Source organism: Methanolobus zinderi, from assembly GCF_013388255.1.
GTDB classification, from domain to species: Archaea; Halobacteriota; Methanosarcinia; order Methanosarcinales; family Methanosarcinaceae; genus Methanolobus; species Methanolobus zinderi.
Map to the genome: position 1 here is coordinate 1,929,036 of NZ_CP058215.1, position 26,546 is coordinate 1,955,581.

General features: G+C 43.8%; 30 protein-coding genes. 19 read left to right on the top strand and 11 right to left on the bottom strand.

Annotated elements, in window-relative coordinates; genetic code table 11:
* Nucleotides 1-2 precede the first annotated feature (2 nt).
* The 12 genes from HWN40_RS09445 (at nt 3) to HWN40_RS09500 (ending at nt 10,766) form a co-directional block, all read left to right on the top strand.
* Complete coding sequence (locus HWN40_RS09445) at nt 3-893, top strand: polyprenyl synthetase family protein (protein ID WP_176965498.1); 891 nt, start codon at nt 3-5, stop codon at nt 891-893.
* A 20-nt stretch (nt 894-913) separates the two neighbouring features.
* Nucleotides 914-2,107, top strand: a complete 1,194-nt coding sequence (locus tag HWN40_RS09450) for a radical SAM/SPASM domain-containing protein (protein ID WP_176965499.1) — start codon at nt 914-916, stop codon at nt 2,105-2,107.
* A gap of 243 nt (nt 2,108-2,350) precedes the next feature.
* Nucleotides 2,351-2,677: an ATP synthase archaeal subunit H gene (gene ahaH, locus HWN40_RS09455; protein WP_176965500.1), complete on the top strand. Its 327-nt coding sequence runs from the start codon at nt 2,351-2,353 to the stop codon at nt 2,675-2,677.
* Nucleotides 2,670-4,616: a V-type ATP synthase subunit I gene (locus tag HWN40_RS09460; RefSeq protein ID WP_176965501.1), complete on the top strand. Its 1,947-nt coding sequence runs from the start codon at nt 2,670-2,672 to the stop codon at nt 4,614-4,616. Before ahaH ends, HWN40_RS09460 begins: the two co-directional genes overlap by 8 nt.
* A 1-nt stretch (nt 4,617) precedes the next feature.
* Nucleotides 4,618-4,860 carry a V-type ATP synthase subunit K gene (locus HWN40_RS09465; RefSeq protein ID WP_176965502.1) on the top strand — a complete coding sequence of 81 codons (243 nt, stop codon included), beginning with the start codon at nt 4,618-4,620 and terminating at the stop codon, nt 4,858-4,860.
* A 52-nt stretch (nt 4,861-4,912) separates the two neighbouring features.
* Complete coding sequence (locus tag HWN40_RS09470; protein WP_176965503.1) at nt 4,913-5,464, top strand: V-type ATP synthase subunit E; 552 nt, start codon at nt 4,913-4,915, stop codon at nt 5,462-5,464.
* Nucleotides 5,465-5,471: 7 nt separating this feature from the next.
* Nucleotides 5,472-6,539, top strand: coding sequence for a V-type ATP synthase subunit C (locus HWN40_RS09475; protein ID WP_176965504.1), 1,068 nt, complete (start codon nt 5,472-5,474; stop codon nt 6,537-6,539).
* Nucleotides 6,539-6,838 (top strand): V-type ATP synthase subunit F, encoded by a 300-nt coding sequence (locus tag HWN40_RS09480; RefSeq protein ID WP_176965505.1) that lies wholly within the window; start codon nt 6,539-6,541, stop codon nt 6,836-6,838. Before HWN40_RS09475 ends, HWN40_RS09480 begins: the two co-directional genes overlap by 1 nt.
* Nucleotides 6,829-8,565, top strand: a complete 1,737-nt coding sequence (locus tag HWN40_RS09485; RefSeq protein WP_176965506.1) for an ATP synthase subunit A — start codon at nt 6,829-6,831, stop codon at nt 8,563-8,565. Before HWN40_RS09480 ends, HWN40_RS09485 begins: the two co-directional genes overlap by 10 nt.
* A gap of 1 nt (nt 8,566) precedes the next feature.
* Nucleotides 8,567-9,946, top strand: coding sequence for an ATP synthase subunit B (locus HWN40_RS09490; protein ID WP_176965507.1), 1,380 nt, complete (start codon nt 8,567-8,569; stop codon nt 9,944-9,946).
* Nucleotides 9,947-9,965: 19 nt separating this feature from the next.
* Nucleotides 9,966-10,583 (top strand): V-type ATP synthase subunit D, encoded by a 618-nt coding sequence (locus HWN40_RS09495; RefSeq protein WP_176965508.1) that lies wholly within the window; start codon nt 9,966-9,968, stop codon nt 10,581-10,583.
* A 9-nt stretch (nt 10,584-10,592) separates the two neighbouring features.
* The gene (locus HWN40_RS09500) at nt 10,593-10,766 is read left to right on the top strand and encodes a hypothetical protein (RefSeq protein WP_176965509.1); all 174 of its coding nucleotides are present in this window, start codon (nt 10,593-10,595) and stop codon (nt 10,764-10,766) included.
* 35 nt (nt 10,767-10,801) lie between these two features.
* Here the strand turns inward: HWN40_RS09500 and HWN40_RS09505 are convergent, their stop codons facing one another.
* Nucleotides 10,802-11,281, bottom strand: a complete 480-nt coding sequence (locus tag HWN40_RS09505) for a peroxiredoxin (RefSeq protein WP_176965510.1) — start codon at nt 11,279-11,281, stop codon at nt 10,802-10,804.
* A gap of 253 nt (nt 11,282-11,534) precedes the next feature.
* Between HWN40_RS09505 and HWN40_RS09510 the strand changes: the two genes are divergently transcribed.
* Both HWN40_RS09510 and HWN40_RS09515 read left to right on the top strand, forming a co-directional pair.
* Nucleotides 11,535-12,206, top strand: coding sequence for an ABC transporter ATP-binding protein (locus tag HWN40_RS09510; RefSeq protein ID WP_176965511.1), 672 nt, complete (start codon nt 11,535-11,537; stop codon nt 12,204-12,206).
* On the top strand, nt 12,207-12,995 hold the full coding sequence (locus tag HWN40_RS09515; protein WP_176965512.1) for an ABC transporter permease: 789 nt from the start codon (nt 12,207-12,209) through the stop codon (nt 12,993-12,995).
* A 437-nt stretch (nt 12,996-13,432) separates the two neighbouring features.
* Here the strand turns inward: HWN40_RS09515 and HWN40_RS09520 are convergent, their stop codons facing one another.
* Entirely contained in the window at nt 13,433-13,675 is a 243-nt protein-coding gene (locus tag HWN40_RS09520; protein ID WP_218165468.1) for a hypothetical protein, read from the bottom strand.
* Nucleotides 13,676-13,880: 205 nt separating this feature from the next.
* On the opposite strand from HWN40_RS09520, the gene HWN40_RS09525 reads away from it, so the two are divergent.
* A complete protein-coding gene (locus HWN40_RS09525) occupies nt 13,881-14,300 on the top strand; it encodes a hypothetical protein (RefSeq protein WP_176965513.1) in 420 nt (139 codons plus the stop codon).
* Between the two features lie 47 nt (nt 14,301-14,347).
* Here HWN40_RS09525 and HWN40_RS09530 read toward each other — a convergent pair whose 3' ends face one another.
* Entirely contained in the window at nt 14,348-14,692 is a 345-nt protein-coding gene (locus HWN40_RS09530; RefSeq protein WP_246275889.1) for a cupin domain-containing protein, read from the bottom strand.
* A gap of 128 nt (nt 14,693-14,820) precedes the next feature.
* Between HWN40_RS09530 and HWN40_RS09535 the strand changes: the two genes are divergently transcribed.
* Nucleotides 14,821-14,967, top strand: coding sequence for a hypothetical protein (locus HWN40_RS09535; protein ID WP_176965514.1), 147 nt, complete (start codon nt 14,821-14,823; stop codon nt 14,965-14,967).
* Between the two features lie 165 nt (nt 14,968-15,132).
* Here the strand turns inward: HWN40_RS09535 and HWN40_RS09540 are convergent, their stop codons facing one another.
* The 3 genes from HWN40_RS09540 to HWN40_RS09550 all read right to left on the bottom strand — a co-directional run bounded on the left by HWN40_RS09540 (nt 15,133) and on the right by HWN40_RS09550 (nt 18,443).
* Complete coding sequence (locus tag HWN40_RS09540; RefSeq protein ID WP_176965515.1) at nt 15,133-15,915, bottom strand: helix-turn-helix transcriptional regulator; 783 nt, start codon at nt 15,913-15,915, stop codon at nt 15,133-15,135.
* Nucleotides 15,916-16,033: 118 nt separating this feature from the next.
* Nucleotides 16,034-18,067 (bottom strand): monovalent cation:proton antiporter family protein, encoded by a 2,034-nt coding sequence (locus HWN40_RS09545; protein ID WP_176965516.1) that lies wholly within the window; start codon nt 18,065-18,067, stop codon nt 16,034-16,036.
* 136 nt (nt 18,068-18,203) lie between these two features.
* Nucleotides 18,204-18,443 (bottom strand): MTH865 family protein, encoded by a 240-nt coding sequence (locus HWN40_RS09550; protein ID WP_176965517.1) that lies wholly within the window; start codon nt 18,441-18,443, stop codon nt 18,204-18,206.
* 187 nt (nt 18,444-18,630) lie between these two features.
* Here HWN40_RS09550 and HWN40_RS09555 point away from each other — a divergent pair, with 187 nt between their 5' ends.
* On the top strand, nt 18,631-19,407 hold the full coding sequence (locus HWN40_RS09555; RefSeq protein ID WP_176965518.1) for a winged helix-turn-helix domain-containing protein: 777 nt from the start codon (nt 18,631-18,633) through the stop codon (nt 19,405-19,407).
* Nucleotide 19,408: 1 nt separating this feature from the next.
* On the opposite strand, the gene HWN40_RS09560 is transcribed toward HWN40_RS09555, so the two are convergent.
* On the bottom strand, nt 19,409-20,224 hold the full coding sequence (locus HWN40_RS09560; protein WP_176965519.1) for a uroporphyrinogen-III synthase: 816 nt from the start codon (nt 20,222-20,224) through the stop codon (nt 19,409-19,411).
* 443 nt (nt 20,225-20,667) lie between these two features.
* On the opposite strand from HWN40_RS09560, the gene HWN40_RS09565 reads away from it, so the two are divergent.
* Together HWN40_RS09565 and HWN40_RS09570 are read left to right on the top strand one after the other, a co-directional pair.
* On the top strand, nt 20,668-20,943 hold the full coding sequence (locus HWN40_RS09565) for a CxxC-x17-CxxC domain-containing protein (protein WP_176965520.1): 276 nt from the start codon (nt 20,668-20,670) through the stop codon (nt 20,941-20,943).
* Nucleotides 20,944-21,166: 223 nt separating this feature from the next.
* Nucleotides 21,167-22,093 (top strand): mechanosensitive ion channel family protein, encoded by a 927-nt coding sequence (locus HWN40_RS09570; protein WP_176965521.1) that lies wholly within the window; start codon nt 21,167-21,169, stop codon nt 22,091-22,093.
* 31 nt (nt 22,094-22,124) lie between these two features.
* On the opposite strand, the gene HWN40_RS09575 is transcribed toward HWN40_RS09570, so the two are convergent.
* The 4 genes from HWN40_RS09575 to HWN40_RS09590 all read right to left on the bottom strand — a co-directional run bounded on the left by HWN40_RS09575 (nt 22,125) and on the right by HWN40_RS09590 (nt 26,437).
* The gene (locus HWN40_RS09575) at nt 22,125-22,781 is read right to left on the bottom strand and encodes an HAD family hydrolase (protein WP_176965522.1); all 657 of its coding nucleotides are present in this window, start codon (nt 22,779-22,781) and stop codon (nt 22,125-22,127) included.
* The gene (locus tag HWN40_RS09580; RefSeq protein WP_176965523.1) at nt 22,760-23,701 is read right to left on the bottom strand and encodes a BUD32 family EKC/KEOPS complex subunit; all 942 of its coding nucleotides are present in this window, start codon (nt 23,699-23,701) and stop codon (nt 22,760-22,762) included. The genes HWN40_RS09575 and HWN40_RS09580 overlap by 22 nt, the downstream gene beginning before the upstream one ends.
* A gap of 240 nt (nt 23,702-23,941) precedes the next feature.
* Nucleotides 23,942-25,225, bottom strand: coding sequence for a hypothetical protein (locus HWN40_RS09585; RefSeq protein WP_176965524.1), 1,284 nt, complete (start codon nt 25,223-25,225; stop codon nt 23,942-23,944).
* Between the two features lie 336 nt (nt 25,226-25,561).
* Complete coding sequence (locus tag HWN40_RS09590) at nt 25,562-26,437, bottom strand: DUF7282 domain-containing protein (RefSeq protein WP_176965525.1); 876 nt, start codon at nt 26,435-26,437, stop codon at nt 25,562-25,564.
* Nucleotides 26,438-26,546 lie beyond the last annotated feature (109 nt).

The window sequence follows — 26,546 nt, forward strand, 5'->3', positions numbered from 1 at the left end:
CCATGACCGAAATAGAGAATCTTGAGGAATATCAGCTAATCAAGGCTTCAATGGACGAACTGGTCGCTTCGATGAACGACAGTTCCAATATGAAAAAAATGATGCTGCACATCTGCAGTTCGGGCGGCAAGAGCATCAGGCCCATAATACTGATGCTGTGCACCGAGCTATGTGGCGGAGATTCCAGGAAAAGTATCAATGCAGCCCTTGCTATCGAGCTTATACATTCCGCATCCCTGATACACGATGATGTACTGGATGACGGAGTCATACGCAGGGGAGTCGAGTCGGCCCACAAGAAATACGGAGTTCCGGCAGCCATACTCTGCGGCGATTTTTTGATATCAAAGGCCATATCCCTGATCTCATCATACGGAACCGATTCCGTACTTGAGTTCGGAAGGGCGGGGATGTACATGGCTGAAGGAGAAACAATTGACATCTCAAGTGCTGATGGTGAGTTCAGGAAGCAGAACTATTACGATTGTATCTCCAAGAAGACCGCATCCCTGTTTGCTGCAAGCGCAGCCATAGGAGCATATGTTGCAGGTGCTGACAGGGAACTTGCCCTCAAGTTAAGGGATTTCGGAGAATGTGTGGGTAATGCATACCAGATAGTCGATGACCTGCTTGAATACCTTAACAGGCTGGAAGACAAACAGTCAACATACGAATCAGTTACCTTACCGCTTATATTGCGCCGAAACATGGATCATGATGAGACCATAGATGCGACCGTTAACGAGGTCAATTCCCACGTGAACAGGGCAAAGAGCATTCTTGATGAGTTCAGCCCTTCGGTTGCAAAGGATAAGCTGCTGATGGTGACAGACCTGATCACCCTTGATATGCTGCCATCAAATATCCTAGCCAGAAATCAATCTAATTCTTAATTACGATTACAGGTGTATTTATGAAAGTTTACGATCGATCAGTATTAAAAGTAAATGCAGATACAGTGGATGGCAAAGTGGTACTCGATACCGAAGGACCGCTGTCCCCTGTCGCAAAGCCCATTATAAAGCGCATAAACAAGATATTCCAGGAAGAAAAACCAATCTCTTCCGACGAGGAAAACATCATATTCTCAACATGGGTACCTCCCATGCCAAGCGAGGCATTCAACCGCATGATCAGTGCACAGGTTGCATCCATACTCAAAAGAAGGATACCTGACCAGTTCTCCATTGGTATCACCGGAAAATGTCCTTATGATTGCATTCATTGCGGAGCAGCAGGTATCGTTTCAGACCCCGAACTGAGCTTTGATGAGATAAATCTTACAATAGAGCAGGCCCTGGATCTTGGCAGTTACTATATCTCATTTGACGGCGGAGAGACGATGCTGCGTAAGGACCTTCCCGAGATGGTTGCCAGGGTAGATAAAAGCAGGGCCATTGCTACCTGTTTTACATCCGGTTTTGCTCTGGACGAGGATCGTGCCAGGAAACTCAAAGAAGCAGGACTTTTTGCATTGCACATGAGTCTTGACAGTCCTGATGAAAAGGAACATGACAGAGTAAGGGGCCGTGAAGGAGCCTTCAAAAACGCCATTGAAGGAGCCAGGAATGCAATCGGTGCAGGCATACTCGCAGATCTCTTCGTAGTAATGTCACCTTATAATATAGATGACCTTGAAGAATTCTACCAGTTCGCATGGGACATGGGTATGCAGGAAATGTCCATATATGAGATCGTTGCCGTGGGTCGCTGGATGGAACATGAAGACGAAGTGATCACTGACAAAGATGTCAGGCGCCTTGCAGATTTCCAGAAAAGGATCAATAAAAAACCTGATGGACCAAGGGTTACAGCCCTGCCTTACTTCATGGGTCCCGAGCAGTTCGGATGCTTTGCAGGTAAACGCTGGATGCACGCAACTGCAGGGGGAGACGTGCTCCCATGTGCATACACACCACTTTCCTTTGGAAACATCCGTGAAGAAAAGCTTTCAACAATATGGGAGCGTATGGGCAGACATGCAGCCTACAGTTGCTCTTCGGATTATTGTCTGATGCGCAACCCGGAATTCAGGAAAAAATACATCCATACTATCCCGGAAGAAGCACGACTTCCTGTCAGAATTGAAGACCTTATTACAAAATGAAATCTACTATGTAAAATTAATAAGGAAAATAGTTACTTAAGATGGGCATTTTCAGATGAACGCCGGGAAGCTACTTTCCGAGTACATCATATATCAACATAACCATCTCATATTTAAACAATATCATGAAAAATCATTACCCACCAGGGGATTGTTGACTACGGAACCTTTATATGTGATTTAGCAGTACAAGGAGTGCATTACTCGGGATTTATAATAATCAATCACGACATGAGGATTAGCATGGCCAAAGACAAAATCTTATCTGAAATAAAAGATGCAGAAGGCAATGCACGAAATATGGTTGAGGCCGGCGTTAAAAGTAAACACGACCGAATAACCAGTGCACGTGCAGAGGCTAGGGAAATTATCAAACAAGCCGAAGCCGATGCACAAAAAGCAGCACAGAGTGCAATGAAATCTGCAGAAGAGTCGATCGCTTCAGAAAAGAAACAGATCATAGAGGACGGCGAAAAAGAGGCAAAAGAAATTGCTGAAAAGGCGTCATCCAGAAAAGACCAGGCGGTCGATAATCTGATAACAGAGTTTGAGAGGGCAATCCATGCTTAAGCCAAAACAGATGACTCGTGCCGTAATTGTTGGCCACAAGAATATCCTTGAAGAAACGGTCGATGCTCTGCACAAGGCTAATCTGTTCCAGATCGAAGATTATATAGAAGATGACTCTGAACTCAAGATTGGAAAACCCTTTGGAAATATCAGCGAAATATCAAAGAAACTCATCAAAATCAGATCAATTGGCAGTCTTCTCGGAGTAGAGGACGTTGCAGCCCAGAGACAGGATTCAAGCAAAATCCTGACAGATCTGGATGACAGGCTCAACCAGCTGGATGCAGAAGTGAATGCAGTCAGCGAGAAAAAGACCGAACTGGAAGCAGAACTTAAAGAGACCGAATCTCTTAAGAAAGAGCTAATTCCTTTTACCAACATCGACCTGGATCTGGACCTGTATCACGGTTATGAAAAGCTTGCTGTATTTTCAGGATATGTGCAGGAAAACGTTGAACCTGCAATATCGGGAATTACATCTTCTTATAAGCTCTATTTTGATCCGAAGAACAGTGTAATAGTGCTGTTTGTTCCAAAAGAGAAATCTGAAGAGGTTTCTGACGCTCTGGCAAAAGCTCTTTTCAAGGAACTCAGAGTTCCTGATGTCAGTGGCGTGCCATCCAGTATCATCGCGGATCTGGAAAAGAAGGAAGCGAATATCGTTAACAAGATCGAATCCACCGATGCGGAGATCGAAGAACTCAATGTCAAATATGCTGACTTCATCCTTGCAAGCAATGAACTTCTGTCAATCGAAACAGAAAAATCAGAAGCACCACTAAGGATTGCAACCACAGAGAGTACATTCGTAATTGACGGATGGATTCCCACTGAGCATTATGACGATCTTCAAATCACTGTGAACACAGCAACCAACGGACGTGCATTCGTATCCAGTCAGGAAATGACCAGTGAAGACGAGAAGAAAGTTCCTATTGAATACGATAACCCAAAGGTATCCTCTCCATTTGAGGAGATTATGGACCTGTATGCCCGTCCAAGATACAAGGAAATCGATCCTACAACCCTGATATTCATCTCATTCCCGCTCTTTTACGGAATGATCCTTGGAGATATTGGTTACGCATTGATCCTTCTGGCACTTGCCTTCGGAATCAAGAAGTTCGTAACCTCTGATGCGATCAAGCCCCTGATGAACATCCTTATTTACTGTCAGATTTCTACATTGATATTCGGAATTCTGTACGGTGAGTTCCTGGGTTTCCCTTTAGCAAGCATACATACAGATCATGGTGTAGAAGCAGGGCTTATAGCCGGATTTGAGACCATAGATCTTTTCGCATCACCAATTGGCGGGGAAATGTTCACATTCCCTGTACACAGAACCCATCTTGTAATGACCCTGATAGTATTAACCGCTCTCATTGGTGTTATTCACATCAACATCGGTTATATATTGGGTTTCATTAATGAAAACAAAAAACACGGTTTTTCGGCAGCTCTTTTCGAAAAGGGTAGCTGGATCGTGGTGGAACTCGGCATCCTCCTTATAGCATTAGGCTATGTGGGAATGCTTCCGATCGCTGCGGGAGTATTGGTATTCCTCATAGGATTTGTAATGCTGGTCAAGGGAGAGGGTATAAAAGGACCCATCGAGTTACCGGCACTTCTCAGTAACTCTCTTTCATATACACGTATTATCGCTGTCGGATTGTCATCCATCTATATTGCGTCAACTGTGAACCTGATCGCCTTTGAGATGATCTGGGAACCAGGAACCGCAATAGGCGGAATGACCATATTTGCAATTGTAGTGTTCTTATTCGGACACGCCCTTAACACTGTCCTGAGTATTATTGCCCCCGGTTTACACGCACTCAGGTTGCAGTATGTAGAATTCTTCGGAAAATTCTACGAAGGCGGGGGAAGAAAATACGATCCATTCGGATACATAAGAAAATACACGGAGGAAAAATAGAATGGCAGAACCAGTAACATCAACAATAACCATGATGGACCCAGCAGGATTACAGGCAATCGGAGCAGGACTCGCAGTAGGACTTACAGGTCTTGCATCCGGAATCGCTGAAAAGGAAATCGGTACCGCAGCAATCGGTGCAATGGCTGAGAACGAAGGCCTGTTCGGTAAAGGTTTGATCCTTACTGTAATTCCAGAAACTATCGTTATCTTTGGTCTGGTAGTTGCACTGTTGATCAGCTAAATTAATTTAAGAGCACCTTTTGCTCTTAAATTTATTAAAAAGGTGTGTGAGCATGGGACTTGAAACTGTTGTTAAAGATATCAAGGATGCCGCAGAGGCGGAAGTAGCTCAGTTGAATCGTGAAGCTGATGCTGAGGCAACTCTTATTCTGGACGAAGCCAAGCAGAATGCCAAGAAGATCATGGGTGAGCGTCTTGCAAAGGCAGAAGATGATATCACAAAATTAAGGCAGCAAGAAATATCCAGTGCAAATCTTGAAGTGAAGCGCACACTGCTCAATGCACGCAAGGAAGTACTCGAAGAAGTATATACCCAGGCTGAAGAAAGCATAGCTGCATTTTCCCCTGAAAAGAACAAAGAACTTCTCAAATCACTTATTGAGAAAAACGAAGCATCCGGAAAGAGAATCTATTCCAATGCTGAATCAGAGGAGATTGTAAAGGAGCTAAGTTCGCTTGAATATGCAGGTAACATCAAAGGTCTCGGTGGAGTTATCATTGAGAATGAAGATGGGACAGTAAGACTGGACTATACATACGACGGTATCCTGAAAAGCGTGAACGAGCAGTTGTTGAGGCAGACATCTGATATCTTATTCGGGTGATTTCTAAATGCAGCTGTTGCAGAAATTTAAGCGTGGAAGCTCCAAACCAAAGGGTCACTCAAACTACGCATATACTACTGCACGTGTTCGTGCAATGAAGAGTAAGATCCTGCCAAAGGAGACCTATCCCCGACTCATGAACATGGGTATCGACGAGATAACCAGGTTCATTGAAGAGTCTGAGTATAAGGAAGATGTCGATGAGCTGGCAAGGCAGTATGAAGGCGTAGACCTTATTGAGCATGCTCTGAATAGAAATCTCGCCGTGACCTTCACGAAGTTGATCAACATCTCTGAGGGTGAGGTGAACTATCTTATCGCAGAAAAGCTCAAGAAGTACGACATCTGGAATATCAAGACAATTCTTAGAGGCAAATACTGCGACGCTTCCACAGAAGATATACTGGAAGCTATTGTTGCAGCAGGTAGTCTTAGTTACACGTTATTTTCAGAACTTGCAGCAAAGAGCGATTATGAAGAAGTGATCTCAGAACTTAGTAACACAGAATACTATCCAATTCTGAAAAATTACGACGGAACCAATCTCTCTGAAATCGAGAACCAGCTTGATAAGATGTACTATGCAGGACTCTTTGAAGCTACCCGCGGCTCAAGGTCAAAGGACCGTAAGTTATTTGCCTCATTTACAAGACTGGGCATTGACATTAAGAACCTTACAACACTCTTCCGCCTGAAAAAGGCAGGGATCACTGATCCTGACATGATGGATCTGATGATCGAAGGTGGTCTCAAGCTGAAGCTCAAAGATATCGAAAGGCTAATGCCACTTTCATTTGAAGATTTCATCTCAGAACTTGCAAAATATCCATACTGGGAAGATATCTCAGAAGTAGTTAGCCCGGATATGCAGTCTTTGATCGATGTCGAATCACGGCTGAAAAAACACAGACTTAAATCTGCAGCAAGCTTTTCACATGTTTATCCACTCTCAATAGTACCAATCATGGGCTACATGCTAAGCAAACAGAATGAGGTAAACAACCTGCGGATAATAATACGTGGAAAAGCCGCCAACCTCAATGAAGAAGTTATCAGGGAACAGTTGGTGATTTGATGGAATTGGCAGTAGTCGGACAAGGTGAGTTTGTAACTGGATTCAGACTTGCTGGCGTGAAAAAAATTTATGAAATTACCGATGGCGAACTTGAACCTACTGTGCTCAAGATACTTGAAGACCGGGAAGTCGGTATTCTGGTTATGCACGGTGATGATCTTAATAAACTACCGGAGATTTTGAGAAACACTATCAATGAATCTGTTGAACCAACTGTGGTGACTCTCGGAGGTAGTGGTCAGAGTTCGAACTTAAGGGAAAAAATAAAACAATCGGTAGGTGTTGATCTGTGGAAATGAAAGGTGAAATTTATCGAGTGGCCGGACCTGTTGTCACAATTACAGGCATCAAACCAAAAATGTATGATGTGGTGCATGTAGGTCACGAAGGATTAATGGGTGAAGTAATTAGAATCGAAGGTGAAAAAGCCACTGTTCAGGTATACGAGGATACATCCGGCATAAAGCCCGGAGAGCCCGTGGTGAACACTGGAATGTCCCTTTCGGTAGAACTTGGCCCAGGTTTATTAGAAAGTATTTATGATGGAATTCAGAGACCTCTGAAAGTCCTCCAGGAAAAAATGGGAGACTTCATTGAAAGAGGTGTCACCGCAAACGGTCTTGACCGTGAAAGAGTATGGGAGTTCAAGCCAACGGTATCAAGCGGCGACTCCGTAAAAGGCGGCGAAACAATTGGTGTAGTACAGGAAACAGAGAACATTGAGCACAAGATCATGGTGCCACCAAATGTTTCCGGTACTGTTGAAGAGATAAAATCAGGTAAGTTCAAGGTAGAAGATACCATATGCGTGCTCTCAGACGGTACGGAACTTTCCATGATGCAGAAGTGGCCGGTAAGATTGCCACGTCCTGTAAACAATAAATTCATTCCGAGAAGACCTCTTATTACAGGTCAGAGAATCCTTGATGGTCTCTTCCCTGTTGCAAAGGGCGGTACAGCAGCTATCCCGGGACCATTCGGTTCAGGAAAGACTGTTACCCAGCAGCAGCTTGCAAAATGGAGTGACACTGACATAGTGGTTTACATCGGATGTGGAGAGCGTGGAAACGAGATGGCTGACGTACTGAACGAGTTCCCGGAACTCCAGGACCCAAAGACCGGTCGTCCGCTCATGGAACGTACAGTCCTTATCGCAAACACATCAAACATGCCTGTAGCTGCCCGTGAGGCATCTGTTTATACAGGAATCACAATCGCAGAATATTACCGTGACATGGGATACGATGTATCACTCATGGCTGACTCATCATCCAGATGGGCAGAAGCAATGAGGGAAATCTCATCCAGGCTTGAAGAAATGCCTGGTGAGGAAGGTTATCCTGCATACCTGTCAGCAAGGCTCTCAGAGTTCTACGAGCGTGCAGGTGCGGTAAAATCACTCTCAGGAGAGAATGGTTCAATCACAGTTATCGGAGCAGTATCCCCACCTGGTGGTGACTTCTCAGAGCCTGTCACACAGAACACACTCCGTATCGTAAAAGTGTTCTGGGCGCTTGATGCAAAGCTTGCACAGAAGAGGCACTTCCCATCAATTAACTGGCTTACAAGTTACAGTCTGTACACCCAGGGTCTTACTGACTGGTTTGAAGAGAATGTCGCACCTGACTGGGTAAGCCTCAGAGACAATGCGATGGACCTTCTACAGGAAGAATCCGAACTCCAGGAAATCGTACAGCTCGTCGGTTCCGACGCACTTCCTGAAAACCAGCAATTGGTTCTTGAGATCTGCCGTATGCTCAGGGAATACTTCCTCCAGCAGAACGCGTTCCACCCGGTTGATACATACTGTTCATTCGACAAGCAGTATAAGCTATTGAAAGCAATCTCCAAGTACGGCGACATGGCAGAGGCAGCACTGGAGTCAGGCGTACCTATGAAAGACATCCTTGCCCTTGAGTCAAAGGATGAGCTTGCAAAGGTCAAATTCGAAGAGGACTTCGACAGTGCACTGAATACTGTCCTGGACAAGATGGACAAGGAATTTGCAGCACTTGGAGGTAACTAAAATGACCAAGGAATACAAAACAATCACAGAAATCTCAGGACCACTGGTATTCCTCGAGAAGACCGAGCCTGTAGGTTACGGTGAACTTGTTCACATCAACCTTCCGGACGGTACAACAAAGAGAGGACAGGTCCTTGATACCTCATCTGAAGTTGTAGCGGTTCAGGTATTCGAAGGAACAGGTGGACTGAATGAGGAATCCGGTGTTGTGTTCACCGGAGAGACCATCAAACTCCCTGTATCAAAAGATATGCTTGGTCGTATCCTTTCTGGTTCTGGAGAACCACTGGATGGCGGACCACGTATTGTCCCCGAAGACAGGGTAGACGTTAACGGTGCATCAATGAACCCGTATTCAAGGATGCCACCTGAGGACTTTATCCAGACAGGAATCTCAACCATCGACGGAACAAACACACTCGTCCGTGGACAGAAACTTCCTATCTTCTCAGGATCAGGTCTTCCACACAACGAGATCGCTCTTCAGATCGCACGTCAGGCAAAGGTTCCGGGATCCACTGAAGACTTCGCAGTAGTTTTCGCTGCAATGGGTATCACAAACGAAGAAGCCCAGTCATTTATGGAGGACTTCGAGAAGACCGGTGCTCTTGAAAGAGCTGTGGTTTTCCTTAACCTTGCAGACGACCCTGCTGTAGAACGTATCATCACACCAAGGATGGCTCTTACAGCTGCAGAGTACCTGGCATACGAACACGACATGCACGTACTTGTTATCCTTACTGACATAACAAACTACTGTGAGGCACTCCGTCAGATGGGTGCAGCCCGTGAAGAGGTACCTGGAAGACGTGGTTATCCGGGTTACATGTACACTGACCTTGCATCACTCTACGAGCGTGCAGGTGTCATCAAGGGAAGGAAAGGATCAGTTACTCAGTTCTCAATCCTGACCATGCCCGGTGACGATATCACTCACCCGATCCCTGACCTGTCAGGATATATCACAGAAGGTCAGATCGTAGTTTCCAGGGAACTTCACAGGAAGGGTATCTACCCACCTATCAATGTACTCCCATCCCTCTCCCGTCTGATGAACTCAGGTATCGGTGACGGAAAGACCAGGGACGACCACAAGGCAGTATCCGACCAGATGTATGCCGGATATGCGGAAGGTCGTGACCTGAGAGGTCTTGTGGCCATTGTAGGTAAAGAGGCTCTGTCCGAAAGGGACCAGAAGATCCTTGAGTTCGCTGACCTCTTCGAGGACAGGTTCGTACGTCAGGGAAGAGATGAAGACAGGTCAATTGAGGACACACTCGATGTCGCCTGGGATATTCTCGCAGAACTTCCTGAAGCCCTGCTTACCAGGGTCGATAACAAGTATATCGAGAAGTACCACCCTGCTCACAAGAGCAACTGAATCTGGAAGGTGATCCAACATGGGCGCAAAAGATGTTAAACCAACCCGTTCCGAACTTATCGAGCTTAAGAAGAAGATCAAGCTTTCACAGAGTGGTCACAAGCTGCTCAAGATGAAGAGAGATGGTCTTATCCTTGAGTTCTTCGAGATCCTCGGCAAGGCCAAGGATGTCAGGACCGAGCTGGATGCCGCCTATGAAGATGCTTCCCGGATGATAGGTATTGCAAATGCTGTTGACGGTACAATTACCGTCAAATCCACAGCTTTTGCACTTCAGAGCAAACCAGAGATCGAGCTGGAAAGCCGTAACATCATGGGTGTTGTCGTTCCTAAGATCGAATCATCCAGTGTCAAGAAGTCCATAAACGAACGTGGTTATGGTATTCTTGGAACCAGTTCATACACAGATGAAGCAGCGGATGCTTACGAACTTCTGGTCGAGAAGATTATCCTTGCGGCAGAGATCGAGACAACCATGAAAAAGCTTCTTGATGATATCGAGAAGACAAAAAGGCGTGTCAATGCTCTCGAATTCAAGGTTATACCTGAACTTCAGGAATCAATGACCTTCATTAGGCTCCGTCTCGAAGAGATGGAAAGGGAAAACACCTTCAGACTTAAAAGGATCAAAGGATAATACCTTTATATGGAAAATGATCCGGAAGATCGACCCAATCTGGTCGATCGCTTTTTTATTAAACTCACCCGGCCTGAGAACCTTGCCAGGATACTCAGATGGGCATGGCTTATTTCTTTACTGATGCTGGTACTTGGATACATTATAATCTATACCAAGATAGCTCATTTACTGCCGTTTTAAATAATCTTATTATCTATTTTCTCATCATATAGATTTCAGAGGCTTTTCAGGGCCCTTAATTTATCCAGCACCTTCTCAGCATGCCCTTTAGTCCTGACATTGTTCCATGTGGCAGCAATCCTGCCTTCAGGATCGATCAGATAAGTGCTCCTAACCGTTCCCATATATTCTCTGCCATAGTTCTTCTTCATCCTCCATACACCATAGAGCTGATGTACTTCAGTACTCTCGTCCGACAGCAGGGTAATTCCAAGTTCCTTCGTTTCGATGAAGCGCTGATGTGATTTGATACTGTCCTTGCTGACTCCAAGTATCCGGGCACCCTCAGATTCAAAATCATTTTTCAGAGCCGTGAAATCCTGGGCTTCCCTTGTGCAGCCGGAAGTGTTGTCGCGGGGATAGAAATATAGGACCAGCCACTGTCCACTATAGTCTTTCAGGCAAACCTCATTCTCGTCCTGATCGGGAAGACAGAAACCAGGTGCTTTCTGCCCCTCTTCTATTAGCGTATCCATAATGATCACCTGAAACGGATAGGACTTCATGTAAAAAAAAGATGATGGGTTGGTATGCATTAGAATCGGGGGCAGAGTTGTAAGTTTAATTCATGTGGGACCAACCCGATATATAGAACAATCTTATAATATATAAAGTTGCTTTTTATATTGCTATATAGCTCACAATATATTGAAATTGGCCAAAATAAAGGTAAGCTTAATTAGATTGCAGGTACTTTATTCTCCCGGTTTATACAAAGGTGGAAAACGAATGGAAATAATCAGAATGGAGGATGTCTCTGTAAGCGTAAATGACGGTTTGCGGGACAAATTGATCTTCTCCGGTCTGGACCTGTCCGTAAGCAAAGGAGAGAAGATTCTGATTAAGGGCAGATCAGGGATTGGCAAGACTACCGTATTCAGACTCATTCTTGGTTTTACCAGACCCTCTTCAGGTAGAATATACTTCCAGGGAAAGCCTGCTGATTCAGAATTGTTCTGGGACATCAGAAAGAGAGCAACCCACATCTCACAGGATAGCGATATCGGCGAAGGGCCAGTGATGGCTCTGTTCGAAGAGGTATTCTCCTACAGTGCCAACCATGGAAAATTCGACCACGATACACTGGATATGCTGCTCACGGAGTTCTCACTGAAAAGAGAAGTTCTCAATAAGAAGTTCGAGAACCTTTCGGGCGGGGAGAAGCAACGTATTTCCATCATAATTTCCCTGATGACAAAAAAGGATATTTTTCTGCTTGATGAGATCACGTCCGACCTGGATGCTGCCCTTAAGACAAAGGTTGTTGATTATTTTATGGCAAATTCTGAATGGACTGTCCTTGCCATATCCCATGACCCCGAATGGGAGCGTGAAGGTGTAAGGATAATAGATTTTGAAAACATTGTCTCGAACGAAGATTCCGTAAACAAGGTGAACTGAATGCCTGCAAACGACATATCTATTCTGGGACTGATGCTTTGTTTTATTCTCCTGCTAATTCCAATTGCAGTAAGCTATTACTTTAAACTGCAACTGATAGGGGCAACACTTGAAAGTTCCTTCAGAATGGCAATACAACTGGCACTTGTGGGTATCTTCCTGACATTTGTCTTTGATCTTAACAGCGCGATCATAAACATAATCTGGGTAATGGTTATGGTGATAGTGGCATCACATAATGTCCTGAAGAATGCTGAACTTAAAATACAATCACTGATAGCCCCACTGATCATATCCTTTGCATTAACGAACATGGGAATGCTTCTGTACTTCAACTCCTTTATAATAGATCTTGCAAACGTATTCGATGCCAGATATTTCATTCCCATAGGTGGTATGGTGCTTGGTAACTCCCTCAGGGCAAATATAGTAGGAATCAATGATTTTTGTGACCAGATACAGAGAAACGAGAACAGATACCTTTCAAAATTATCCCTTGGCGCTGAAAAGCACGAAGCTCTTATGCCTTACATGCGAAAGAGTCTCAGAAACGCACTCAAGCCGACAATTGCAAACATGGCTACAATAGGTATAGTCTTCCTGCCGGGTATGATGACAGGACAGATACTGGGTGGTTCGAGCCCGCTTACAGCCATCGAATATCAGATAGCTATCATGGTTGCGATATATGTAACTACGGTAATCAATGTGCTCATGGGCCTGATAATATTGATGTATCGCGGATTTGACGAGTATGGTATGTTCAGGAAGAACCTGCTGAAAAGCTAAATAGGGCAGATAAGCTCAGATGAAGTAAAGCAGGATCGCAAGTATACCTGCCAGGCCAAGTCCGATGGCTAACATCAGTAGCATATATAAGACAAATTCAACATCTGCATCCATCAAATACATGTAGATTTTTTTAAGATAAGAGTTTTGTGCTTTCTTGCCAGCTCAAATGGGATAAAGTCACGGAAAATGCTGATCCAGGCTGGCATGGAGCCTGAGTTGTATGAGATCAAAAACTCAGCTTCGATGTATCCATAAATAAATAAATAAATAAATAAATAAATAAAGATCAGAAACTAGAATTACCAAAACTCTTCGATCCTAAGATAATAGATATTAAAAGCTCCTTGTGGAGATACTGACTGACAGCGTGATGAAAAAAATAAAAATGGAGATAGAAAGTGGCAGACTATCGATAAGCCTGTTATGATTAGCGTTTAGTCGTTTTTACTGCATGTTCTGATGGATGTGATCATTTCCCAGTTGTAATATGTGTTTACTTTTTGATCATCCTCATCCTCGGTTATACGTACGAACTCCTCACCCAGAAAGAGTACGGCCTTTGAGTAAACTTTCCCTTCATTTACCTGTATGCTGACCCCTTCTCTGAGTTTCCTTGAGAGAGTACCGTGAAGAGGGGATGACGCATACTCGAATACCTTTTCCCATGTATTTTTCATAATTTCACCTTTTAACAAGAAATAAATCCATTGGCAAGAACTGACTACATCAAGCTAGCACATTGACAGTAGTCGGAATCCTATGTATGTGTTATAATAAATAAAACTATCTACAACAAAATATTCAAAGAGTAGAGATCCATGAATACATATTTTAACATCCGATAGACTAATAGTAAGATAATAAGTGGTGGTGGGGTCGACAATGCCAAAACAATATTACAAAATTTTATTCACATGCATCTTACTGTACATCCTTGTATCAGGGTGTGTTACAGAGGAACCATTAGAAACCGAGGAGGTAGCAGATAGCTTCAATGTCAGCCCCGGAACCGTTATTCACATCAACCAGATAGGCGGAGATTTAACTGTCAACAGTCATGCCGGGGATACCGTTGAAATGACCGCACAAAAAAAAGCTTACTTCGGAGGCAGGGAGGAACTTGATAAAGTCAATATAGTTGCCACCGAAGGCAACAGAGAACTATTAATCGAAATCGAATATCCGATATATGGCACTTCAAGCGTTAGTGTTGATATGCAGCTGGTAGTCCCGGAAGATTCCACTGTAAAGGTACTTGAAACAAGTGATAATGACGGATATCTTAATTTAAATGGAGAATAAAACCGGGATAATAGAATCCGGATTCTGTCATATAAAATCCTTCAGAGTCAATCGATATACTCATCCCTGCGGGGTGAGAATACCTCCACAGCCACAGAATCTTCCAGTATCTTTGCGGAATGTGGCATTTTTCCGGGAATGTTCCATGAATCACCTGCACCTGCTTCGAAGGTCTCATCACCGATGGTTAAGAGTATTTTTCCTGAAACAAGGTAACCGGTCTGCTCATGCATATGATCGTGCTGACCAAGTATACTTCCTTTCTTCATGACAAATTCAGTCATCAGGGTCTTTTCCCCGTAAACTATTGTCTTCATTCTTATGCCCGGTAAAACTTCTCTATAGCCTTCTTTATGGTGTCTGGCAAACATGATGACACCAATTACCTTCACTAATTTATCTCTTTCTGTTTTCTGTATATGATTGTTATTGCTCTTGATTTCTGTTTTTTAATTGGATGTATTTATGAGCACCATAAAACTTATAAAATTAAAAGAGAATATGACAGTGGGGTTATCTTATGGGAGAATATGAAGAAACTATAAAAGATATACGTGAGACCCTGGGTATTCTGCCCGGATTTATGAAAGACCTTCCCAAGGAAGAGCTTGTGGAAGACTGGCATGTCTGGAAGCATGAAGGACCTGAGATGAACTTACATAAATAAACAATTGGAATTCGGGTCTCAGAATACAATTGTTCATAACACGATTATATGAATGAGGCCTCTGTATCTTTTTTAAACATAGCCTGCGCCTTTTACTTCACTTTTTAGAATCGTGAATACCACCGAAGATACAGGAACATATATCCGATACCGATGAACATATCGTCACATTTCGGTTACGGGTAGTGCATCCTGCAAAAAGTATTCGAACAGCTCCTTTCCCCATTCAACAGCCGATGGATTGGAACACATAATATGTGTGACATCGGTCTCACCATTGTTCTTCAAGAGACGCATGAGTATACAGTGATCATTAAAAGTATAGGTCAGAAGGTCCAGCTTTCCGGGATATACGAACATATCGATCAGTTCATTTCCGAGCAGCTTTTCGAAATCCTCGGATCTTTCCGATCGTAGTTTAGCAAATGCATCCTCGGTAATGACAAAATTTATGTTTACATTGTTGTTTGTAAGTTCTTCGAAGAAGGAAGGAAAATCCGGGTGGAAGTAAGTGGTTACCTTGTACATCGAGTCGGACTGTTTTGCATATTCATAATATTCCCTGTTCAATTCAAACATTTCACTTAAAGAGGGACTTATTGTCCTGAAGTCCTGCAGTTCCCGGATCTTGATGAGAAGATGATCCGGTATGAAATCAAAAATATGTGTACCCCAGTAGTCAATATCATTATCGAGAACTTTAACAGTACCCATCAGAGGGTGCATTTCGTCAACGACCAGTTTACCAATCGTAGTCAGTTCGTAAACATCATCATGGCCGGTGACCAGGAAATGATCCTCAAGTATCCTTATCTGCGGAAGTAAAGCCTGTCTTGTCGTATTCAGCCGATCCAGAAGATATTCCATACTACCAGGTTGTTCTTTCAGCAACAAAAGGGTTCTTTTCCTTTTCTCTGAACGGAATATAACATCGATAAGTGGCTTCATATATCCGGCACCTCCTGCAAAACGACAATAACCCGGTGAAATCATAAACTAAGTTGAGGAAATACTTAGATAACACAGTATATATTACAAACGGTAGTTTACCGTTTGTATAAAAAAATTAATTTTCTGTATATTCTTGGTCTGTGGATCCGGAACAGCTCTCAAAGAACTTTCTTAAATTGAAGAGCTGATCCGGTTTACCCATCAGGATACAGATGTCATCTGACAATAGTTTTGTATCTGGATCAGGGTTTGAGATTATTTCCTCACCCCTGCGTATGGCCAGCAATGTTACTCCGTACTTCATCCTCATATCCAGGTTTCTTAAGGTGTGTCCATGGACATTACATCCATCTTCCAGCCTGAGAGAAAGTACCTCAACACCCGGAAGTTCATTCTCAAGATCGAAACCTGCCTCACTTACCTCCAGAGACGATTTCCTGAGCATGCAATAACCATTAGCACGTAGTTCCCGGGTAAACCTGTTGATCTCATCTTCGGGAACAAGATACTTTTTAAGCAGACGTACGAAGATCTCAACGGATGTTTCATATTCTTCGGGAATCACCTCGTCAGCGCCCATTTCATGCAGTGCCTTCATCTCAGTGAGATAGCGTGTTCTGGCAAGGACATACACATCGGGGTTCATCCGCTTTGCCACCTCTACAATCTTCCTTGTGGCTATATAGTCCGAAATTCCGACTACAAGTATACGGGCGGAATGAATATTCGCGGACTCCAGCACCGCCTCATGAGTTGCATCCCCATACAGGATCTTTTCACCATGCTTTTTCTCACGACGCACAGTCTCAGGATTTGTTTCTATCACCACATAGGGTATGCTTGCACTCTTAGCTGCATTTGAAACCGTCTTTCCGTTAAAGCCATAGCCGATTACGATCAGGTGATCTGAGATCCTTTCATCCTCTTTTTCTTCCACCTGCGTCAGACCCTTTGAGTAAATACCATTGATCAGAATCCTGTTCGATGTCCTCTGAAGGATCCTATCCGCCATGTCGTGGGAAGAAGTTATTACGAATGGAGTGGCTGCCATTGTAAGTATTGAGACAGCAAGGAATGTCTGATAGAGTTCCCCGTTTATCAGTGCGACATCAAGCCCGAAACCTGCAAGTACGAAAGAGAATTCTCCCACCTGGGAGAGCCCGAGGCCGGTAATAAAAGCTGTTCTGAAAGGGTATCCAAGAAGGAAAGTAACTACACCTATAGTTATTGATTTTAGGACAAGTACCACAGCCGCCAGAGCAAACAGGAGTACCAGATTGGATGTAAAGAAGCCTACATCCAGCAGCATCCCTATGGACACGAAGAAGAAACTCATGAAAATGTCCTTGAAGGGCATGATATTACCGATCGCCTGGTGACTGTATTCAGATTCCGAGATGATCAGGCCTGCAAGGAAAGCACCCAGAGCCAGTGACAGACCTGCGTTGGATGTAAGCCATGCAGTGGCAAGAACTATAAAGATAATACTGACAAGAAAGAGCTCCTTATTTCTGGTCTTGACAATCTGGAACAGCAGAGCAGGCATTATCCACCTTGCACTTACCACCACAAGTAAGATAATACCAAGACCACGGAGTAAGAATTCCATTGCACCGGCATCAGAATCCCCGGGCACCCCTGCAAGTATGGGTGTCAGCAGTATCATGGGTACTATAATGATATCCTGGAAGATCAGTATGCCAAGGGATGTTTTCCCATAGGGGGTGTAGATCTCACCCTTCTCCTGCAGCAGTTTGAGCACAATAGCGGTACTGCTCAGGGAGACCAGAAAGCCCATGAATATGGATGTACCGGTACTCAGCCCCATATATATGCATATATAGTAGACCAGAACCGTGGTGATGGCCACCTGCAGGCCTCCGCCAGCAAGTACTGCTTTTTTAATGTCCCAGAGATCCTTGAGGGACATCTCAATGCCTATTGTGAAAAGCAGCAGGATTATACCGATCTCAGCAAGGGCCTCGACTTCCTCCACACCTGTGATTATACCAAGTCCGTGGGGACCTGCAAGTATACCTGTTACGAGAAAGCCCAGAACCGAGGAGAGTTTCATCCTGTGAAAAAGCAGGAGTATGATCATCGACAGACCAAATATAATTCCGATATCAGTGAGCAACGTTAATTCCATAGTTCAACCTGGCACATATGACTTTTTGTGTCTAGATTGGTCTGTATGATATAAAAATAAAAGGGAAAAAAGGGAAGGAGATGTTATTAGAACAGAAAATACAATTCTTTTTGGATAGCAAATGATAGGGGAGGAATCAGAGTCCTGCCCTATCAACTATGGTATCGGCAACTGCTTTTGAACTTCTAAACGGGAAGTCAGATGGTTTGAGCAGTGAACCTGCTTCACCGGCGGTTACCGCAACGTCCCCTGACCTGCATGTGGTATCGGCACCTGCAGGGAAGGCGGAAAGCAATTCTTCCGGGGTTTCTATGGGAAATGTTGCATTTTCAAGACCTGCGACAATCTGGCTGTGGATATCGTCTTTTACACTCATTTGAATTCCTCTTTTCTTTATCGTCGTCTGAATCATTTCCCGGGAAAGGAGGCAGCAAATAGTAATTGTACAGTTTCTGGTATATAGTTTAGCGTCACTGCAGTATACAAAGTACATCTGGGTATACGACAATGACTTTGAAGTATTGTCCAGAAACCTTTTTAGAGATTGACTCGTAATCAGAAGTATGAAGAAAACAGAGGATTTTGAAACCGAATTCTCGGAAATAAAATCAAAACTTTTCGATATTCATAATGACATGAAGTCATTCATAGAGCATGCAAACCAGCAGCATATGGAAAACGTCCTGCAACATCTTAAAAAGGACTATAATACGACCATTGCCAATCACCTTACAGACGAGATAAGGATTGGACTCTCAAAGAACATGGTACGCAAATGCGAAAGGAAAGACGAATGCACGTCAATATTTACCGATCTGCTGGACAAGAATACCGACATGATAAGAAAGGACAGGATATCCGGAAGGTCAATCGAAGAAAACAGGGCAAAGATGGATGAGCTCAAAGGAATACTGCCCTATAAGAAATGTGATAAGTGCTATTCGGAACTTACAGAGCTTTTTTCAAAACAGGTGAACCTGATGCATTCCATGAACATATACGATATGAACAGGGAGCAGGGCAAGGACATGAGATCACTGCCGATACAGACCGTCGTTGATGATATTCTTGAACCTGTCTGCCATCCGAAACGCATGGAGATTCTCAGGGCTGTTTATACGGAAACCAGGACGTTTTCCTCACTTTCGGAAATTACCGGACTAAGGGGAGGTAACCTCCTCTTCCACCTCCAGAAACTCTCAGAGTCAGGACTTATCATGCAGAGACATGAAAGAGGAGATTATATGATCACAGCCCGCGGATTCAGGATAATGGAAGGTGTCAGTGATATCCACACATCACTGAATACGGATACTGAAAAAGAAAAGATTCAGATCTAGATCACGAATTTATCTTTGAATCATTATAAGCCTGCATGGATACTTCCAATGTTTCCTCGAAGGTAAAATTATCCGGTTCGACACCACCCCTGACACGGTTGAGCCTGAGTGTCTGTGCGGTTGCATCACCCATGACAGCGACTACAGAGTTATTCAATATCTCGACAATAGCCTTTTCATGTCCGAGCCTTTTGGCGTGATCCAGGAAGTTGTTAACCATTGTACAGTTAGTGAAGGCAAAAACATCTATACCGCCCTCCACGCTTTTTTCGATGAGCTCTTTCTGAGCCTCCCCATCAGGATCTATGTAATTATAGACGATCGTCTCATAAACGGTTGCACCGAAGTTCTCCAGGCCGTCAACAAGTGTTGATGAGCATGAATAAACCCTGGCAATGTCTACAACAGCTCCCTCCGTGTTGTCACGCAGATAATCCACAAGCCCTTCGGCACTGTAATGGGAAGGCATTCCCTCCACCCTCACAGCAGCCGCCTCAAGAGACTTCTTTGTATCAGGGTCCGAAGCGATGACATTTAGACGACTCAAAGCTTCAACAAACTGTTCTTTTAAGGAATAGGGAAGCTTACGCAGTATAAAATCAATTGCAGATACTCCACAGATGATCACATAATCGCTTTCTTTCTTCATAACATGCGTGAAGAAATTATCGAAGCCTCCATCTTTTACATTGTTCTCTTCAACCATTGGAATGGGAAGAGGCTCAAAACCCATGGACTCAGCAAACTTTACCGAGCCCGGGAGGTTTACATCTGCTTCCATTATTGCAATTACAGGTTTACCATTATTGTCTGTCATGATCTGAAAATCCTTTGAAGTTATATAGTCAGTTTTATACTTTTATGGGGATGAAGCTTTTTTAAGCTTTTCTTCAGGAGTCCCATGAATTCACCTTCTAAAGACATACAAAAAGGAATATATAGCTAAGAAGCATAGAGGAGGATACAGTTAACTTACCTGATGAGTTAATAGGGGACATCCCGTTTATCTACTTCTTCTAGGTTAATTGCGAATAAAGAGAATTGATCGTATCGATTACAGGATAATGTTCCCGTCTCAATTAATCTGTCCGGATGTCACAAGTTGAAGTTTTCCAGAGGGATAACTCTGTTGTTGCCTCAAGATCGGTTTTTGTGCCAGGTGCAGTAGTGGAGAACAGGTTTTAGTCAGTTGGATCGCACGATAATTCTCAAGTCCGGTAAACCGGAAAATTGGTACAAAATAAAGGAATGAAACTAAACATGAGAGACGATAACAGAGGCGGCAACAATAGAAAGGGTGGCTACAACAAATCAGGTGGCCCAAGAGGCGACAGAGGAAACAGAGACGGTGGTTACAAGCCAAGAGGCGGAGGCGGCAGAGGTGGCGGTTATAAGCCAAGTGGCCCCAGAGAAATGCACAAGGCAATATGTTCTGACTGCAAACAGGAAACAGAAGTACCGTTCAAACCATCCGGTGACAGGCCTGTATACTGCAGGGAATGTTTCCAGAATCACAGACCACCAAGAAAGTACTGATAGCTTTCACAGAATCCACTAACTAATGGCCTGGCAGGAAAACATCCCTGCCAGACAGAATATTTTTTCGCCTTTTGCTGCTTTTTGTTGATATTTCTCATTTATTGACACCTGATCCGGCATCTGGAATCATTATCTGAATCCAGTAAATAGGATTACTATATTCTATATTAATGCCACAATCAAAAAAAGTATTTATCCCAACCCATCATTCAAAATAGTGATGAAACAACTCATAATTGTTTTTATCCTGCTGGCTCTCACAATAGCTGCCCTGTTTGCAAATTCCTTATACGACATCCCCTATTTAAGGCAGATATACTTCACTCTTTTATGGCTGACGATCATTCATTTCTTTTTTAAGGTCATCCTGGAGCGTGCAATCACCAGAGGGGTGGGCGATGCAAAAACACGATATGAGATCAGCAAGATCCTCTCCATCCTCTACGTTGTAGCCCTTCTGCTTGCATCCATCCGCATATGGATCGCTGATCCGCAGGTTCTCCTTGTATCATACGGACTGGTCGCTGCCGGAGTGACCGTTGCCCTGCAGGACCTGTTCAAGAATTTCATGGGCGGACTTATCATCTTTGTCAGCGGAACCTACAGGGTGGGTGACAGGATAGAGGTGAATTCCAAATTCGGGGACATAATCGATATCGGTATTCTCAATACAACACTATTCGAGCTGAAGGAGTGGGTAAACGCAGACCAGCCCACAGGAAGAATAACAACTATCCCTAACGGTTTTGTGCTTAATACCAATATCAACAACTACACCAAGGATAATCCATTCATCTGGGATGAGATCACAGTTCCGATCACATACGACAGTGACTGGAAAGATGCTCATGAAAGGATAATCAATATCGTCAGTAAAGAGACAAGGAACGTAACGGTTGCAGCACAGAACCAGATCTCGGAACTGAGCAAGAAATACTACCTTGCCGATGGTATAAAGGGACCTGCCCTGTATCTGACAATGACCGACAACTGGATAGAGCTCCATATCAGATACCTGACCCGGGCCAGAGAGAGAAGACAACTTCATGATAAACTGAGTCGGCTGATCCTTGAAGATATCCAGAAGGATAACAGGATAACAATAGCTTCAGCTACATTTGATATAACGGTGAGAAATGCAGATTAGAATCACATATAGTGCATGGAAGATGAGTGCATCAGGATAGCAGCTTCCATGCATCTTTAATGTGCATTGCTTTCATACCCAGCTCCTGGGGAGGGATTACATCGTTTTCAATCGTATCCCCAAGACTCAATACCTCATGAGGTTCAAGCTCCAGACGTTCCAGAGCATGTTTGAATAGCCGGTGATCCGGTTTCTTGTAACCCATGTCCGAGGAGAATATCACAAAGTCAAAATGGTCGTACAATCCCAGAAAACGCAACTCCTGTTCTGAAAAAACACGCTGTCCGTTGGAAACCACGCACATGGGCATGTAGAAATGTTTGACTATCACAGCAACACTCTGCTGGAATATTTCAAGCCTGCGCAATGAAGCCGAGCGAAATACCCTTGAAGCTTCAATACCAAGGTTCAGGGAATTAATATCCCATATGGAATTCTCCTCGCATATCTCGGCAAATATCTCTTCTATTTTTATCTCGGGACATTTTTCCCCTGAAGCTTTCATTTTAGCCTTTACCTTATCGAAATATGTCTCCTTTAGAAGATCAGGATCAATTTTTACACCATGATACTGCAGCCACTTGCTTAGCATATCATGCGTATCCCGGCTTTGTTCATCTGTATTGATATCAATGAGAGTGCCGTAGCAATCAAAGATCATACCCTTTATCTGATGGTCTTCAAACATTCTTCCGCCTCCCTTAAAAGATAGTGATAGTGTGCAGTATTCCTGTGCAGACGTGCGATCCTCAACAGCCCTATGCTCATAAAGAACGGCAAGGCCTTAGTTATCCTGAAGAATTCATCCTCGTTCCTGCTGTATTGCCACAGGAAATGACCGATATAAGGCTCGGCTTTATAAGCTGAACCACAGTTCAGCCTGAAGTAATTTTTCAGTTCGGCACAGAGTGTCCCCAGATCCCTTACATTATTGGCATGGTGCCAGGAGCTTTCAAGGTCAAGGGCGTAAGGGGTTCCATTATTGAAAATGTAATTCAGGGGTGAAGTATCCCTGTGTATCATACACCCATATTCCCGATCGAGTACAGGACTATACCACCATTTTCCTATCAGCTCGTTGAAAGTCTCTCTTTTTGAGCTATCCGGTGAAAGCTGGTCAAGTGTATGATGGAAATTGGCAAATTCCTTTTCCTTATTGTATTCACATTGTGTATTATCATGCAGCGTGCGAAGCATCCGTGCAAGGGAGCTCAGCCTGTCAAAAAGGTGGTCATCATGTTTCAGATACCACATCAGGGGCTTCCCGTTTATGTACTCGGTCACAAGTGCACAGTTGAACTCTTCGTTTATAGCAACAGGTTCGGCTACATTGATCAAAGAACCGGCCTTTTTCAGATTACTGTACTCGTTAAGTACTGCATCCCAGGCATTGTATTCTCTGTTATTGCCACAGGCCTCTGCAAAGAACTTGACAATAACGCTGTATTCCTCACCCCTGAAATTATATCTACAGACAGTATGTGAAGAGGGATCATATTTGTAGACGTCCGTCTCACACTCCTTGTTGCTGATCCTGTCCCCGAGTATCTCCACGAGCCAATCCCGGAAAACATCCCCCGGACCCAGTGTATTAACATAATACTGCAATGCAGCTCACACCCCTGAACATTCTATATGATACACCAGTATACCTATGTGTATCTATCGAATTCCTTTTTCAATATATAGTTTACAGGTTTAAGGATGCACTGCTGACAATGAGCCTCTGCATATGACAAAATAGGATAGTAACTGCCATTGGAAAAAAATTCAGTATCAGAATCTAATAAAATCATAAAAGAAAGAGACCCTGTCATAATTGACAGGGTATGTTGATCAGCAGATATCTTAGGGTTGTGTCAGTCCATAACCGGACATCACACATATGGCACTGAGCAATGTCCAGATAATGAACCACAGGGTATTGCTGAGCTTTGGAATGATCTCACTTACAGGATTACTGCTTTCAGGTTCCTCCACCGGAATAGTTACAGGAGCCTCAGGTTCCTCTTCAACTGCATCCACAGCCATGTAGGCTCTTTCATTGTCATCGGATTCGGACTCTGTTTGCGCTTCTTCAGCTACAAAAGAACCACCTGAGCCTCCATTCGAACTTCTTCCGTTATCTGATGACCCCGGACTGTCACCGGAGGAATCGGAACCGTCATCTGAATCCCCCGAATCGCTGCTATCATCCGATGAATCTGATCCGCCATCTTCCTGATCATCGGACCCATTATCCTCAGAGGACGAACCATCATCAGAAGATTCATCATCTTCGTTTGATGAATCAGAATTATTATCGTTGTCGGACGAAGAGTCGTCGTCAGAGGAGTCAGAATCATCCCCGTCACCGGATGATGAGTCATCGTCTGCAGGATCGGAATTATCTTCGCCATCTGATGAATCATCGCCACCCGATGAACCGGAGTCATCATCAGAGGATGAATCGTTGTCTTCCAAATCCTCGGGATCGCCGTTTTCAGAGGAGTCATCATCGCTTGAAGAGTCCGAGTTATCATCATCAGAGGAATCCGAGTCATTGTCCCCGGATGAAGAATCGTCGTCAGAGGAGTCAGAATCATCACCTTCATTGTTTGAGCCATCATCCGCAGGTGAACCACTTTCATCCTCGCAGGCCCGGATCTCGTATGTGAAGTAGGTCGCCCAGTTCTTTCCCGGGAAGCTGCTGCCTTCTGCCCAGGCACCCTCATCGGTGCTGCTGTTATTAGTTTCATCTCTGATAGCTGCATGGGCAGCAATGTAGAGTGTACCGTTCTCAGCAGGCAGTGGTATCATATATTCGGTCATGTTGGTCCCGTTCTGAAGACTATCGTTGCCGTATGCAAAATGACCTGGGACAGGATTTCCACTCTTTGTCATGGGGATGCCATCAAGTGAATCTGCAACATCCAGATGGGTTTCCAGAATAGACCAGTTGGCACTGGTTCTGTAAGTAATGTTTACGTACTCACAGTCATTTGAAACTGTTACCGTTCCTGCTTCGATATCCTGACCTGCATACAGTGTTTTGACCACTGACGAATTGTTATCGTCAGCCGAAGCAACACCTGGAATGCTGAAGGCCAGAATGATAAAAGCCATGATGATTATATTTTTCAGATCGCCCATTATTCCACCTTGTACATTTTGAAAGTGCAGAGACAGGTATTTGACTGCCTTCACTCGATTTTTGTTGTATAATTAATAGTGCTGAATAATATAATATTTAAATATATCTATACTTTAATATATCATAATAAGATAATAATGAGGATTGCGTTTTACATATGGAATGAATAAATTAAAACAGAAAGATACTACATTATATCAGAATCATTTACCAGAAAATCATGCATGTCAAAACCAATTTAAAGTGAAAATCAAAATTAATTAAAATCAAAAGAGCCAGGCCTGAGATATGCAGGCAAGGCCCATATTTGCGGTAAGACTATGCCACTATAAATTCTACCGGATTTTTCTCGCAAGGTATCCTGCCAGAACCAGGAAAACCATCGCCAAAACAATACCAAATCCCGGTGCCTGGGCCTCAGTTCCGCTTTCTACTGTGATCATCGCAGAATCAGTTACCGGAGTGGCATTTGAAGTATAGGGTGCATCAGGTCCCGGGAATTCGTAAATTTCGTTCCCGTCATCCATATGTGGCATTGCAATAAGTTCCTGATCAGTATCGATAGGCAGGCCAAGTGTAACCTCGACATCCGAATACTCACCGGCTTCCATATATTCAGTATTACCTATGACAGGTCCCACCGAACCATTCGCACTTTCATGTATGACGATATATCCGCCCTCAGGCAAAAAAACCGAATTCACCACAACCGTACCTCCTTCACTGCTCTGGTCCTCGAAGTTTACAGTACTTTCATTATCCGTTCCGGTCATTTCACTTTCCACGGTGATCATCGCAGTATCCGTCACCGGCTCACCTTCTACGCCATATGGAACGTCCGGACCCGGAAACTCGTAAACCTCATTCCCGTCATCCATGTGTGGCATTGCGATCAATTCCTGATCTGAATCAAGTGTCTGTTCCATTTCCACTTCAATCAGAGAATGCTCCCCGGGTTCAAGATAATCGCTACTTCCTACCACAGGACCAACAGCCCCGCGGACAACTTCATGAATGGCAATATATCCGCCTTCCGGCAGGAACACCGTGTCAACAACTATTGAATTACCATCAGAGACCTGATCCTCGAATGTAACTGTACTAACATTTCCGGTGCTTTCACTGTCCACAGATGCATTATCCTCGTCCGTATCCACAACCGTGATCTCGTAATCCTCTTCATACTGTGCAGCCGCGGACATTGAAAGCATCAATGACAGCAGCAGAACACAGATCAGAATCGATATCTTTAAGAAAATATACTCTAAGCTAAGTCTGTTCTGGATAACATTACCCCCTGTGTTAACCTTTTCTATAAGA